Source organism: Streptomyces sp. NPDC007905 (genome assembly GCF_042959345.1).
Classification (GTDB): Bacteria; Actinomycetota; Actinomycetes; order Streptomycetales; family Streptomycetaceae; genus Streptomyces.
Genome location: NZ_JBIBKS010000039.1, coordinates 23,370 through 36,108, shown reverse-complemented (window position 1 = coordinate 36,108; position 12,739 = coordinate 23,370). Strand labels below are relative to the sequence as shown.

The window sequence follows — 12,739 nt, the reverse complement described above, 5'->3', positions numbered from 1 at the left end:
AGCCACACCGGACCGCGCCCGATGGCCACGGTCCCTCACAGATCACAACAGATTGGAGATCACCCCATGCCGAGGGGAAACATTCCTGCTACTCCCGCCCTGCGAATTCTGAGGGGACAGGCCGGCACTCGGGAAGCTGAGGCTTCGGCCAGGCCGAGGGAGGATGCTCGTCGACATCGGCGAGGGCTCCAGCGGCCGGGCCCTGCGGCACGTGCTGAGGCTGACCGCGCCAGCCAGGACCACCCTGGAGACGCTGGGCCGTCCCACGACGAAGCTCCTGGTCGGCCATCGAGGCCTCGGCGGAAGCGAGAATCTGCGCGACCACGCGCTCGGTGCCGCTCTGGACGGGGCGATCCGGCGCTGGCAGCAGCAGGTCCGCGCCAGCGGCGTCGACTTGCCCGCCCGGGTGCACGCCCAGGCACTGCGCCACAGCGCGCAGGCGCACCACGGCCGGGCCCGCAACAACACCCAGGCCACCCACGAGCGCGACTATCAGCTCCAGGACGAAGACGTCCGCGCCGCCTCGCGCGGCGCGGTGGAGCTCGGGCTGGCTCAGGCTCTTGTCTCCGCCCGGCAGACGGTCGCCATGCGCCTGGTCGCGGAGGCCGACGCCGAGGGCGAGGTGAGTGCCGAGCTCGTGGCCAAGGAGGCCGGGATCGACGTGGAGGTGGCGCGCCGGATCGTGGCCGGCCGGTTGCGCACCCCGGTCGCCTCGTGCGCGGACTTCCTCAACTCCGACCACAGCCAGGCGGGGATGCCGTGTGCGGTGTCGTTCCTGTTGTGCTTCGCCTGCCGCAACGCGGTGGCCACCGGCCGCGACCTGCCCCGCATCGCCTACCTGCACCAGGCGCTGGAGTCCCTACGGTCGGCCGTGACGTCGGCGGTGTGGGTTGCGGACTGGGCGAGGCACCACGCGCGGATCGGCGACTTCCTGACCACCTACACCACCACCGACGCGCGGCCCGAGCTGGTCGCCGCCGTGGCCGACAGCGAGCGGGAGCTGATCCACGCGATGCTGGAACGGAGGCTTGACCCGTGAGCGCGTCCTCGCCCGTCCCCGCAGGCCCGGACGTCGTCGACCCGGCCCCGGACGCCTTCGTCCTCCCGTTCAACCGACTGCGGCCCGGCTTCGACCCGGAACAGGTGCCGCGTTTCCGTGATCTGGCCTGGCGCCTGGCGCTGATCAGCCCCAGGGAGTCGAACCGCTCGCTGGTCATCGACTGGAGCCGCTGCCCCGCCGGGCTGCGGCCCGGCATGATGCGCGCGGCCTTCGCCGAGCTGAATATCCCCACTCCGGCCGTGCTGCTCCAGCAGCGGGCCGCGCGCTCCACCACTCAACCGGGCACGCTGCGACACAACTTCCAGATCTGGATCCGCTTCGCCTCCTGGCTCGACGGACGCGGCATCACCGACCTCTCCCAGGTCACGACCAATGATCTGGAGGCCTACGTCGAGTACTTGCGCCCGCTCGGCCGCCGGTGGCGCACCGACGCCAAGGCCCTGTGGGTGATCTCGCGGCTGTGGGCCTACGCCCCCTACCTGCCCGAGAGCGACCGGCTGGTCATGCCGCCGTGGGAGGACCCGGCCGCGGTCATGTCCGACTTCCTCGGCACCAACGACGACACCCCCAACGGCGAGAACAGCGTCGCGATCGTGCACCCGGCCGTCATGGCCCCGCTGCTGGTGTGGGCGTTGCGCACGGTCCTGGACCTGTCCCCAGACATCCTGGCCGCCGCCCGCAAGCACCGCCGGCTGCTCGCCGCCATCCCCGCCCGCGCCCCACTCGGCGGCGCCGAGGCCGCGGTGGCCCACCTGCGCGGCCTGCTCGCGGCCGGCGAGAAGCTGCCCTCCAGCGGTGCGCCCGGCGCCACCGCCGTGCGCGCCCGCTACGGCGGAGCGCTGCCGCCGATGGCCAACACTTCCTGGCCGGCACCCTCGGCATCACCACCTCCCAGGTCGCCCGCGCCCGCCGCATCCTGTCCGACGAGCTCACCCCGGCCAGCTTCGGCCCCGCCCCACTCCTCGACCTTCCGCTCGCCGCCCGGATCGGCGCCGCCCGGTGGCGAGAGCAGATCGGCTTCGACGACGTGGACGTTCTGGTGCTGCACCTGTCCACCGCCGCCCTGATCTGCTGCGCCTACCTCTCCGGCATGCGGCCCGAGGAGGTTCTGGCCCTGCGCCGCGGCTGCTGCACCCGCGTGGAGCGCGAGAACGGCACCATACGGTTCGAGGTCCGCGGCCGGCACTTCAAGGGAGTGCTGGACGAGGACGGCAACGCGATCGGCGAAGGAGAGGAACGAGCGGACCCGTGGATCGTGCTGGAACCAGTCGCCCGCGCCATCGCCGTCGCCGAGGAACTCGAAGACGGCGAGCAACTGTTCACCCGCACCCTCTACCGGTACGCCAAGGGCACCTGCATGCCCCGCACAGGCCTGTCCTCCGACACCGCCGTGGAACGCATCCGCGCCTTCACCGCCTGGGCCAACCAGCTCGCCGCCGCCCACGACCGGCCCCACGAGCTGATCCCGCCCGATCCCGACGGCGCCGTCACCCTCCGCCGCTTCCGCCGCACCATCGCCTGGTTCATCTACCGCCAGCCCGGCGGCCGGATCGCGCTCGCGGTGCAGTACGGCCACGCGGCCACCGCCATGTCGGAGTCCTACGCCGGCCGCTCGAAGGCCGACATGCTCGAGGTCCTGGACCAAGAGAAGGGCCATGCCCTGGCCGAGACCCTCACCGAGGCCGGCGAACGCATCGACGCCGGCGAGAAGGTCTCCGGCCCGGCCGCCGACCGCTACCGCGCCGCGGCCGCCGAGTTCTCCAACCGCTTCGCCGGAACCTACCTCGGCAAGCGGGAACTACGGGCGCTGGTCGCCAACCCCCGCCTCCGGTACAGTGTGCGCTCCTCAACGAGCAGCTGGCCCGCTACCCCACGGACGACGATCAGCTCGCCCCGACCCGGCTCGGCAATGCCATCCGTCGCTTCGAGGAGTACGGCCACAACCGCTTCCGCCTTGATACCCAGGTGCTGTGGAACGAGCTGAGCGCCGCTGCGCCCGAGCAGGCGCGCCGTCAGGTGGAAACGGCACGTACCAGCGTGGATTTCTTCGTGGCCTTGCTATACGGGCATGGGGTAGTGGCGGCGCTTGCCCTTCTGGCCCTGCCGCCAGCCGGAGCCGAGCGGCCCCTGCTGGTCGTCACCGCCGTCGCGCTGTGTGCGCTTATTCCGCTGTGGTACCGCTGCGCTGTGTATGCCACCGATGAGTGGGCCGCCGCAGTGCGGGCCATGGTGAACGTGGGCCGCAAACCGTTGGCCGACGCGCTTGGACTCGTACTGCCGCAGCAACTGTCCGAGGAACGTGCCATGTGGCAACTCGTTACCCGCATGTCCCGGCGACCCTACCGGGATGCTGCAGACGCGGCCTTTGCGCCGTACCGGGCCGCGCCATCAGATCCGAACCCTCCATTGCATCCACCGGGCCCGGGTGCATGATGCATGCCGCGCTGAAGGAGTTCAGCGTGCTGCGCCGCTCCTGGAGCGAGCAGCACAATCCTGACCTCGCACGGTCCGTGACCGTCCGTCATCATTGGCCGGTCGCCGGTCAGGGCTGCACGCGGGCGTGGTCGAGACGGCGGTGGACCATCGACAGGGTGGTCAGCAGTTCCAGCAGCTCCTCGTCGGTGACGTGCCGGTTCAGCCGGGGATCGTGTGCCGTGGGGTTGCGGTACATGCCGGCCAGCCCCTTGAGCAGCATCGCGAAGCCCTTCTGCTCACCGGTCTCGGTCGGCGTGGTGCCGGTGTTGATGGCCACCCGCGGTCGGCCGATAGCGCCGGGCATGAGCACGGCATCGATGAGCTGGGAGCCGTCGAACTGCTCGCCGGTGAGCTGCCTGAGCCGGTCGAAGACGGACTTCGCGGCCTCCAAGCTGGCGTGGAAGGCGTTCTTCGCCAGGATCTCCCGGGTGCAGTAGGCCAGGACCTGCGGATGCGTTCCCCGGCGGCGCAGCTCCGCCCGCAGGGAGTTGGCGTGCCGCGCCGCCTGGTCCAGGGGGCTCGCGGCCGGTCCGCTGGCCACCTTGCCTTCCTCGTTGACCCGCAGGCCGATGTGGACCAGGACCTCGTTGAGGTCGTCGCGGCGCCGGGAGAACACCGCGGGCTGCTGCGTGTAGCGCACGGGCGCCATCGCCTCGCTGATGAACCTGATCACGCAGTTGGACGCCTGGTCACGTGCCTGCCGTATCAGCAGCGCACGGGCCAGCCTCTCGCGCTTGTTCGAGCCCGCGGCGTCCGCAACGCCTGCCTGGGCCAGCAGATGACCGATCTCCCGGCCGCTCAGACCGTCGTCTGTGGCCGCGAGCACGTCGGCAACTGCGGTGACCGTCGCCGGAGACCAGAGCGGGTACGTGGTGGAGGTCCCATGGGCATGCCCTTTCCTGGGCCTGCTCCGTGTGCAGGCCAGCCGACCAGAATGGCATGCCCACGCACGGCGGCGCTCGGGGATTCACCTGCTTCGACGCGCCTGCAGCGCTGCGCCGCGCCCCCACTTCATACCGGAGACGGCGAAACCGGTGGCTGGGGCTTGCCGGCGCGGGACGGTGGGTACGGCGCTTTCAGCCGTAGGGGGAGGGGGCACCGTTGTGGAGAGGATGGAGCCGGGGCGGGTGCTCGGTGGGCGATATCGGCTCACCAGCCTGGTGGGATCCGGCCGACACGGGCGCGTGTGGAGAGCGTACGACGAGGTCCGGCGCGAGGTGACGGTCGAGGAGGTGGGGGCGGCGGAGGCACCCGGGACGGCGCGGGTGGCGAGGACGCTCCGCGCGACCGCAGCGCTGCGGAGCCATCCGAACGTCGTCGCCGTGGAGGATGTCGTTGAGGCGGACGGTGCGGTGTGGGCCGTCGTGCCGGTTGTTCCCGGCCCCTCTCTCGCAGACCTCCTGGCCTACGGCCGGCTGCCCGTCGTACAGGTGTGGGAGGTCGCAAGGGCGATGCTCGGCGCGCTGGAGGCGATGCACGCGGCCGGGGTCGTCCACGGCGATGTACGGCCCGCCAACATCCGCTCGTACCACGGCCAGGGAGGCTGGACCCTGCTTCCAAGAGTCGGAGCCCTGGCAGGGACGGACTCCGAGACCACCTGGGACGGCGTGGAGAACGCCGCCGAGGCCGACTACATCGCCCCCGAGCTCCTGCACGGCCGTTCCCGCAGGCCGAGCAGCGACCTGTTCTCGCTGGGGGCGACGCTCTACCACCTCGTCGCGGGGCGGGCGCCGTTCCACCGGGACAGCGTCATGGCGACCCTGTCGGCCGTGGAGCGGGAGGAGCCGCCGCCACTGGGCCGTATCGGTGGGCTGGGCGCGCTCATCGAAGGGCTGCTGGACAAAGACCCCGAGAGGCGACTGACGGTGGCCGATGCGCGGCGGGCGCTCGGCGGAGCTGGGGGGAAGCCACAGGTGGCGGACATCGCTGGCCCGGTGCAACCAGCCCCCACGGCGGCGCGCAGCACGACGGCCAACCACGCCGTCGGCACGGCCGGTTGGGGGCTCCTCTCGGCGGTCTTCTTGCTGGTTCTCACGGTGACAATGGCCTTGACGCAGGCTCACTTCAGCGCGGTCGGCATCCCGGACTTCCTCGTCACCCTGCTGCCCTGGGCGGTCTTCGCCCTCGGGGTCTTCGTCCTCGCCGTACAAGCGCGCGCCGCCCTCGCACGGCGGAACTCACCCGAGGAGCCCTTATGGCGGGGGTGCGTCCGGTCGCTTGCGCCACCCGCGCCGTGGACGGACGGGGAGCGGGAGGGGCGTCGTGATGCCGCCGAACGGGCCGTGGACGAGGCACTGCTGATGGTCGACCGGCGGCTGGCGGCCGCATCGCAGGACAGGCAGGGGGGCGAGTGATGTCTGACCAGGAGACACCGCCCGCCGAGGCGACCGTCCAGTTGGTGCCGTCCTTCCCCGCGGCCGACGAGGCGCGCAAGTGGCAGGAGATCGACCCGGACCACCTCGCGTGGCGGCGGGAGCTTGTCGAGCGGCAGTTGCGCCTCGAGCGCCTCGACCAGTGGATGGGGTACGGGTTCCGGCTGCTCGAGCACGCGATCGTGGTGGGGTTCGGTGTGGCCTTCGTCTGGCTGGGGTTCTATGCCGTGGATCACAAGGCGTCGATGCAGGTGGTGCCGATGATCGGCGGCGGGATCGCCGCGCTCGCGGGTGCCGTGCTCGCGGTGCGCAACCGCAAGGAGTGACGTCCCGACCGCCCTGGTCCCCCGCGGAGCTGCGGCTCCCGTCCGCACCGGTCCTCGGCGAGCGCGGGCGGAATGGGAATGCTGTCCTGGGCCCGGGTTGCTGGGGGCCGGAGCTCGTACGTGAGTTTGGGCCCCGGCGGCCTGGTCAGGGACGGCGCTGGTGGTGGTCGAGGGCAAGGCGGCACAGGTTGTGCAACATGCCGAGTCCGGAGAGCGCGGCGCAGGGCCACACGTAGCCCGAGATAGCGCGGAGTGCGCCCATACGGCGAGTCGCTGGCAGCCGTGCGCGGTTCTGGCCATAGCCATGGCCCAGCCGCCGTTCCATCTGCTTCAAGGCCGTAGCGCCAGTTCTTCCGCGCCGCCAGCCACATCAGGGCGAAAGTGTCTCCGGCGTCGACGGCGGCGCGATACAGCCGTTCGGCCTCCTCCGGGTTCCCGGCCACTTCCCGCAGTTCCGCCAGCTGTGTCAGAGCGTCGGTGTCTTCGGCGTCGGCGGCCTGACGGGCGAGCCGTTCGGCTCCCTCCTGGTCTCCGGCCTTCTCCCGCAGTTCCGCCAGCCGCGTCAGGACGTCGGTGTCTCCGGCGTCGGCGGCCTGACGGGCGAGCCGTTCGGCTCCCTCCCGGTCTCCGGCCTTCTCCCGCATGTGCGTCAGCCACCTCAGGGCGTGGAGCTCCCCGGCACCGAGGGCCTGGCGCACAATGCGTTCGGCTCCCTCCTTGTCTCCGGCCTCCTCCTGCATGTCCGCCAGCAACGTCAGGGCGTCGGTGTCTCCAGCGTCGGCGGCGGCGCGATACAGCCGTTCGGCTCCCGCCTGGTCCCCGGCCTTCTTTCGCATGTCCGCCAGCCGCGTCAGGGGGTAGGTCATTCCGGCGCTGGCGGCCTCGTTGGCAATCCGTTCGGCTCCTGCCTGGTCTCCGGCCTTCTCCCGCATCTGCGCCAGCCACGTCAGGGCGAGAGTGTCTCCGGCGTCGGTGGCGGCGCGATACAGCCGTTCGGCTCCCTCCTGGTCTCCGGCCTTCTCCCGCAGTTCCGCCAGCCGCGTCAGGGCCTCGGTGTCTCCGGCGTCGGCGGCCTCGTGGGCGAGCCGTTCGGCTCCCTCCTGGTCTCCGGCCCTTTCCCGCATGTCCGCCAGCCGCGTCAGGGCATAGCGCTCTCCGGCGTCGAAGGCCTGGCGGGCAAGCCGTTCGGCTCCCTCCTGGTCTCCGGCCTCCTCCCGCATGTCCGCCAGCCACTTCAGGGCGAAAGTGTTTCCGGCGTTGACGGCGGCGCGATACAGCCGTTCGGCCTCCTCCCGGTCTCCGGCCTCCTTCCGCATGTCGGCCAGCCGCGCCAGGGCGTAGCTGCCTCCGGCGTCGGCGGCGGCGCGATACAGGTGCGCGGCGTGGCGCAGGCGGTACCGGCCGTGGGCAGCGTCGGCGAGGTGGGTGAGGTCGTCCGGGTTGGTGAGATGGTGGGTCGCGGCGTTCCAGAAGGTGGCGGGTGGGCAGAGGAGCCGGCGGGTGCGGCGGCCGTGCTGCTGGAGGTAGTCCGCGAGAGCGACCACGCCGGGCAGCGCCCCGATTCCGGAGGAACGGGGCGCGTCCTGAAAGGGCCTGATGGTCTGCTTGATCAGGGTTCGGGCGTGGGTGAGGGCGGCGGTGAACCAGGTGTCGGGGTCGGCGGTGGCACGTTCGCTGCGGGTGAGGTAGCCGGGCGCCGCATCGTGAAGAAAGGCCAGTGGCAGCGGCCCGGTGACGCCGAGGCGGTGGGCGTCCATGACCGCGCTGATGAGCGCCTTGCCGTAGACGCCGTGCGGGCCGCCTGGGCGTTCGTAGTGGGCGACCAGGTCCGGTCCGGCAGTCAAGGTCTGGGTGATGTCGGTTCCCCCGGCTTCCAGCGCGGTGGCCAGGGATGCGTCATGACCGGCGGCGCGGCGGACGGAGTCCAGGTGTTCGGTGAAGGAGGCGGGAAGGTGGACGTAGTGGGCCTGGGCCAGCAGCGCCCGGGCCTGCCGGTGGGAGCCGTCCTGGCTGGAGGCGGAAGCGGTGGTGAGGGCCGTGTCGTGGTCGGGCCACAGGGTGGCGAGTGCGATGAACGGGCCGTCCGCGTCGAGGCGGCGCAGCAGTGCGGCCGCGACGGCATCACCGGCGGGGCCGCCCAGGTAGTGCTGCGCCTCGTTCAGCCACAGCACGGTGCGCGGGCCAAGGGCATCTGCGGCCAGCATGGCCAGGAGGCTGTCGGCGTCCGCGGGAAAGAGCAACTGGAAGTCGTCCGGAACCGCCTTGAGGGCCTCAACAGCGGTGCGGGTCTTACCCGTGCACGACTCCCCGCGCACCACCACCAGCAGCGAGGCGCTGTCCGTCACTGCGGCGGCCAGACGTGTCCGCAGCAGGTCGTCGTGGGGACGGGGCACGTACACGGGCAGCACGAAGTCGGCGCCGTCCGGGGTGGCGGGGTACCCGGGGATGGCCGGGTGGACCCCGAGCCGCTTCGGGGTCCAGGACCGAACCGGTCGGGGACGGTCCGCCAGCGCTGCTTGACGAGCCCGCCGCTCCTCGTCCTCCAAGGCTCGGCGGGCCTGCCGGCGTTCCACACCCTCCTGGTTCGACTGCGTCCGGCGCAGTTGCTCGGCTCTCCACGACCGCAGCCAGCGGTCCTCAGCCAGCAGGTCGGCAACGCTCTCACCCGAGAATCCGTCGGCCGGGGTGCCCAGGAAGCCGCGGCGGGACGCCTCCGCGCGGATCTCCCTCAAGACGGCGAGCAGCGATTCCACCTGCTGCGGGAAGCGTTCCCCGCGCAGCCACGCGCCGACCGTGTCCCGGGACACGGCCGGCTGCGGGACCTTCGACAGGGCATTGTCCGCCGGGTGCCCGCCCAGCCGATCCCGCTTGAGTGCGCCCACCCGCCGCAGGTCCTCGAAGAAGTTCGGCGTCCTGCCCATCCCCCGCCCCGTACGTGCCGGTGTCCGGTGGTGTCCGTTCAGGACACCGCCGGACACTGAAAACCCAAGGCCCGCTACCAGCAGCCGGGCAGCGGATCTGTCCAACTCTGGGGCAGATAGCGGCAGGACATACCCCCGGACAGGCAGCGTCGCTCCCATCTGGTCCCCACAACGGAGGGACCACTCATCCAAGGAGACCGCGACGTCTACGCTCCAGACGCTGAGCCTGCTGCTGGCACTGTCGGCGGCCCTGCACATCGGCAGCGCCGCCGCCTTCACCGCCTGGCGCGCCGACACCCACCCCGCCACCGCCCTCCTGATTGGCGCCAGCGCCACCGGCACCGCCTGCGCCCTGTACCTGACGGCCGTCAGCGCCTACCACTGACCACACCGGGCCCACACATGCCGCAACGACGTGTCGAGCCCGAGCCCGCCCCGCTCGGCGGTGTGATCAAGGGGTCACAGTCCTCGGTGGACAGCAACTGTTCGATGGCGCTCCAGGGTAGGGGTACGAGTGCCGGCTGCGAGGGTGACGTCGTCCATACCCGCCTCGCATGTGGGTCCGCCGGTGCGCACGCTCCAAGGCGACCGCGTCGCTGTGGCTGCGGGCGGTTGGCTTGAAGCCGCGTCACGAGACGCTCCATGCACGTAGTTGACGGCCGATCAGGCCGACTCCCAAGGCGCCGGAGGCAGCGTCGCGCACCAGAGTGACCGCCTCTTTGGGCGGGTAGTCGAGCTGGTGTCCGTTCAGGGCGAGGTATGCCTCGGTCGAGTGCCAGGCGAAGGCCTCGTTCGAGTGCTCCAGGGACGGCAGCTTCGCCAGCGTCTGGAGCAGGGCTGCCGCCTTGAGATACACGGAGCCGTAGATGTCCCGCTCCAACGCCCTGGCGTTGACCCGGGCGACCGCCGCGTAGAGCGGGCCGTAGTCGTCCACCTGGGGGTCACCGGGCAGCAGCTCGGCCGCGTGCAGAAGGAAGGTCACATCGAGCGGGTGCAGCGGATCGTTCTGGGTCACGCGGCGTGACCCCGATCCTGTTGCTCCTCAAGATCACGGCGCGCCTCAAACTCCGCCGCTCGCTGCTCCGCATTGGGATCGGCCGCGTCGCCGTCCTCTGCGAACGCGTCACCGCTGCGGGCCACCGACGCCTTGAACGCCTCCAGGAAGCGCTCTTCGACCGCGGTGGCACGGGCGTAGGCCGCGGAGAGGATGTACTCCTGCAGGCTGACGCCCTCCTGCCGCGCGGCGGCCTCGATCGCGGCCCGCTGGGCCGGATCGGGAAAACGCAGGTTCATGGCTTTCGGATGAGTCATGGTACCAATGGTACCGCTGATACCGTGGGCCCGGCAGCCCCACGCCCAACCCGCAGCGCGGACCTCCCCGGCGCCGGACCCCCAGACTCTGCGCCGGCCCCGAGCGATGGGGATCGCCCCGGACAGCAAATGGTTTGCCACGGGGAGGAGCGACGAGTCAACGCGAATCTGGTGGATGGATCACAGGCGCCGTCTACACCGACTGGGGGCAATCGGTGGTGATCGCCCCGGAAGGCGCCTGGCTCGCCAGCAGCGGCGACGACGGGACGGTACGGGGGCGTGTGGTGGCGGGCCATCCGGCGCGTGCCAGGCCGGCCAGCAGCCGTGATGCCTCGGTGGAGTCGGTCAGGCCGGGGGCGTCGGGGGTGTAGCGGTGGGGGAGCGGGATGCCGAGGATGGCGTCGGCGGAGGTGCGGGCGATGTCCCGGACGGTCTGGCCGTCGGGCGGGGTGCGCAGGACGCGGCGGACCAGGGTCACGGACAGCCCGGCCCGGCCGGCGATGTCCTGTGCGGACAGTGCACCAGCCGATGGGTCGTCCGGGAGCTGCGCGGCACCGCCCAGCGGCCCCCGACGGCCCCAGTGCGGGCGCAGCGACGTGCCGACTGGGAGTCCCTACCGAACCGGGAACGGTTCAGTCGGCGCGGCAGAACGCGTTGCCCGGCCAGCGACCCGGGCCGGGGTGATGGTGTCCGGTGGCGGGGCCGTCGGCGACCGGCCGCAGGGCCGCCACCAGGAGGTGGGGCCCTGCGTCATGTCCGGTCCGCGCCGGGCATCAGTTCACCACCCTCACGGAGTCGCAGCCCAGATAGGTGTATACCTGGCCGCCCGGTGCCCGGTACTTGCCCTTCAGACAGGCGCGGGTCGATGTGAGGGTCAGCCCCGATTCGCTGGGCTTGAAGTGCATAACGTTGTCGGTGTCGCCGTCGCGGGTGCGCTCGTCCAGCTCGTAGGAGTAACCGGGGTGGCCCCTGCCGTGGAGCTCCCGGGCGCCGGCCGGGGTGGCGGTGTTGAACAGTCGCTCCCGCAGGCCCCAGTACGTCTGGGACACGTCGATCGCTGTCGCGTCGAAGGCCAGTGGCAGGCCGTACTCGCCGACTCGGGTGGTCATCTCACGCTCCACTGAAGTTGATGCCTCTCGTCGTCAGTCATCGACGCAGCGACCTCGGTCACGCAGCGTCCACCGCCACCCCGCATGCGACCGAATGCGTCACGTCCGTGCGCTGGCGGACAGCGTGCAATTCGCTCAGGCGCCGGCGGAGGAGGAACTCGGCGGTACGGCGGCCAGCCTCCTCCGCAGCCTGCTCAGCAGCCCCTTCGGCACCGCGGCCGCGACGCCGAAGGCACACGTCATACGCGGCGTCGGCCTCCGCCACCACCTCCTGCGCCCCGAGTAGCCGACGCAGCGCGGCCGCGCGCCGCTCGTCTCGAATCCGCTGCGCGACCTGGGGCGCAGTGAACGCTGCCCAGGCCGGATCGGCGTCCCGACCGCAGGATCGCTCGCACGCCTCCGCTAGCAGGGCGCGGGTGTCCGTCTCGCACTGCTGGGTGAGCGCGGCAACCGCGGCCGCGTCCGACAGGTCGGCCCGAACGGCGACGGCCAGGTCGACGGCCTCCCGCACCAGTTCCTCGGTACGCCGCCGGTAGGAGCACACAGGGCACAGACCGGCGGATTCGGGCAGCCCGCAGTCCGCACACGGTGCCTGCCTACGGGCTAGCTCCACTTCCTCCTCGAGGACATGGCGCCGCGCGATCGCCCGTCGACGCTGCTTAACCTCACACTCGGCCGGGCCCGGCGGACGTGCGCTCGCTGCTCCTTGAGGCCAGTCTCCTCGCGCAGAAGCCGCTCGGCCTCGGCCCGGCGCGCAGCCAGACCGCCGTACGGCATCTCGGCCTCGCCTCGAACCACTGCGCTGCGTCGTCCGCGCCCAGCGCGTTGACGACGATCGCGAAGAAGATGCGCGGCGTCGCAGCACCGTAGTAGACGCCTGCAGACGGGCGGCGGGCCGCACCGAGAGGTTGCGGCCCGCCGAGTGCCTGGTTCACTGCAGTCAGATGTGCTGCTGGATCAGGTAGAAGCCGAGACCGACGATGCCGGCGCCGGTGGCGTAGGCGGCGCCGCGCAGGGCGTTGTAGAGGAGGGCGGTGCGTCGGCGGGCGATCCAGCGGCGGCCGCGGCGGATTCGGGAGGGCTTCCGCGTGGTGCGGGTGCGGCGGATTCGCGGGGCCTCGTCCGCGGTGCGGGTGTGGCGGCTAGTCTTCACGGTAGGTGCTCC

The 12,739-nt window shown here is 71.6% G+C and carries 15 protein-coding genes; 7 read left to right on the top strand and 8 right to left on the bottom strand.

The window, feature by feature from the left end:
• Positions 1–163 precede the first annotated feature (163 nt).
• The 4 genes from ACFZDC_RS39185 to ACFZDC_RS39170 are packed head-to-tail and all read left to right on the top strand — an operon-like array spanning position 164 to position 3,493.
• On the top strand, positions 164–1,039 hold the full coding sequence (locus ACFZDC_RS39185; RefSeq protein ID WP_391331521.1) for a hypothetical protein: 876 nt from the start codon (positions 164–166) through the stop codon (positions 1,037–1,039).
• On the top strand, positions 1,036–2,127 hold the full coding sequence (locus ACFZDC_RS39180) for a hypothetical protein (RefSeq protein WP_391331520.1): 1,092 nt from the start codon (positions 1,036–1,038) through the stop codon (positions 2,125–2,127). Before ACFZDC_RS39185 ends, ACFZDC_RS39180 begins: the two co-directional genes overlap by 4 nt.
• Positions 2,088–3,044, top strand: coding sequence for a hypothetical protein (locus tag ACFZDC_RS39175; RefSeq protein WP_391331518.1), 957 nt, complete (start codon positions 2,088–2,090; stop codon positions 3,042–3,044). The genes ACFZDC_RS39180 and ACFZDC_RS39175 overlap by 40 nt, the downstream gene beginning before the upstream one ends.
• On the top strand, positions 3,026–3,493 hold the full coding sequence (locus tag ACFZDC_RS39170) for a hypothetical protein (RefSeq protein WP_391331517.1): 468 nt from the start codon (positions 3,026–3,028) through the stop codon (positions 3,491–3,493). The genes ACFZDC_RS39175 and ACFZDC_RS39170 overlap by 19 nt, the downstream gene beginning before the upstream one ends.
• A 109-nt stretch (positions 3,494–3,602) precedes the next feature.
• Here ACFZDC_RS39170 and ACFZDC_RS39165 read toward each other — a convergent pair whose 3' ends face one another.
• Complete coding sequence (locus ACFZDC_RS39165; protein ID WP_391331516.1) at positions 3,603–4,361, bottom strand: TIGR02391 family protein; 759 nt, start codon at positions 4,359–4,361, stop codon at positions 3,603–3,605.
• Between the two features lie 286 nt (positions 4,362–4,647).
• Between ACFZDC_RS39165 and ACFZDC_RS39160 the strand changes: the two genes are divergently transcribed.
• Both ACFZDC_RS39160 and ACFZDC_RS39155 read left to right on the top strand, forming a co-directional pair.
• Positions 4,648–5,889, top strand: a complete 1,242-nt coding sequence (locus ACFZDC_RS39160; RefSeq protein ID WP_391331544.1) for a protein kinase — start codon at positions 4,648–4,650, stop codon at positions 5,887–5,889.
• Complete coding sequence (locus ACFZDC_RS39155; RefSeq protein ID WP_391331514.1) at positions 5,889–6,233, top strand: hypothetical protein; 345 nt, start codon at positions 5,889–5,891, stop codon at positions 6,231–6,233. The genes ACFZDC_RS39160 and ACFZDC_RS39155 overlap by 1 nt, the downstream gene beginning before the upstream one ends.
• Here ACFZDC_RS39155 and ACFZDC_RS39150 read toward each other — a convergent pair.
• From ACFZDC_RS39150 to ACFZDC_RS39125, 6 genes are all read right to left on the bottom strand, one after another.
• The gene (locus ACFZDC_RS39150) at positions 6,140–9,154 is read right to left on the bottom strand and encodes a sel1 repeat family protein (protein WP_391331513.1); all 3,015 of its coding nucleotides are present in this window, start codon (positions 9,152–9,154) and stop codon (positions 6,140–6,142) included. The two genes, ACFZDC_RS39155 and ACFZDC_RS39150, sit on opposite strands and share 94 nt — an antisense overlap.
• A gap of 628 nt (positions 9,155–9,782) precedes the next feature.
• Positions 9,783–10,169: a fic family toxin-antitoxin system, toxin component gene (locus tag ACFZDC_RS39145; protein ID WP_391331511.1), complete on the bottom strand. Its 387-nt coding sequence runs from the start codon at positions 10,167–10,169 to the stop codon at positions 9,783–9,785.
• Positions 10,166–10,465: a DUF1778 domain-containing protein gene (locus ACFZDC_RS39140; RefSeq protein ID WP_391331509.1), complete on the bottom strand. Its 300-nt coding sequence runs from the start codon at positions 10,463–10,465 to the stop codon at positions 10,166–10,168. The genes ACFZDC_RS39145 and ACFZDC_RS39140 overlap by 4 nt, the downstream gene beginning before the upstream one ends.
• A 193-nt stretch (positions 10,466–10,658) precedes the next feature.
• Positions 10,659–10,943: a hypothetical protein gene (locus ACFZDC_RS39135; protein WP_391331507.1), complete on the bottom strand. Its 285-nt coding sequence runs from the start codon at positions 10,941–10,943 to the stop codon at positions 10,659–10,661.
• 295 nt (positions 10,944–11,238) lie between these two features.
• Positions 11,239–11,574 (bottom strand): hypothetical protein, encoded by a 336-nt coding sequence (locus tag ACFZDC_RS39130; RefSeq protein WP_391331505.1) that lies wholly within the window; start codon positions 11,572–11,574, stop codon positions 11,239–11,241.
• Between the two features lie 58 nt (positions 11,575–11,632).
• The gene (locus tag ACFZDC_RS39125; protein ID WP_391331503.1) at positions 11,633–12,085 is read right to left on the bottom strand and encodes a hypothetical protein; all 453 of its coding nucleotides are present in this window, start codon (positions 12,083–12,085) and stop codon (positions 11,633–11,635) included.
• Positions 12,086–12,264: 179 nt separating this feature from the next.
• On the opposite strand from ACFZDC_RS39125, the gene ACFZDC_RS39120 reads away from it, so the two are divergent.
• The gene (locus ACFZDC_RS39120) at positions 12,265–12,444 is read left to right on the top strand and encodes a hypothetical protein (protein ID WP_391331502.1); all 180 of its coding nucleotides are present in this window, start codon (positions 12,265–12,267) and stop codon (positions 12,442–12,444) included.
• 70 nt (positions 12,445–12,514) lie between these two features.
• Here the strand turns inward: ACFZDC_RS39120 and ACFZDC_RS39115 are convergent, their stop codons facing one another.
• Entirely contained in the window at positions 12,515–12,727 is a 213-nt protein-coding gene (locus tag ACFZDC_RS39115; RefSeq protein WP_391331500.1) for a hypothetical protein, read from the bottom strand.
• Positions 12,728–12,739: the final 12 nt, after the last annotated feature.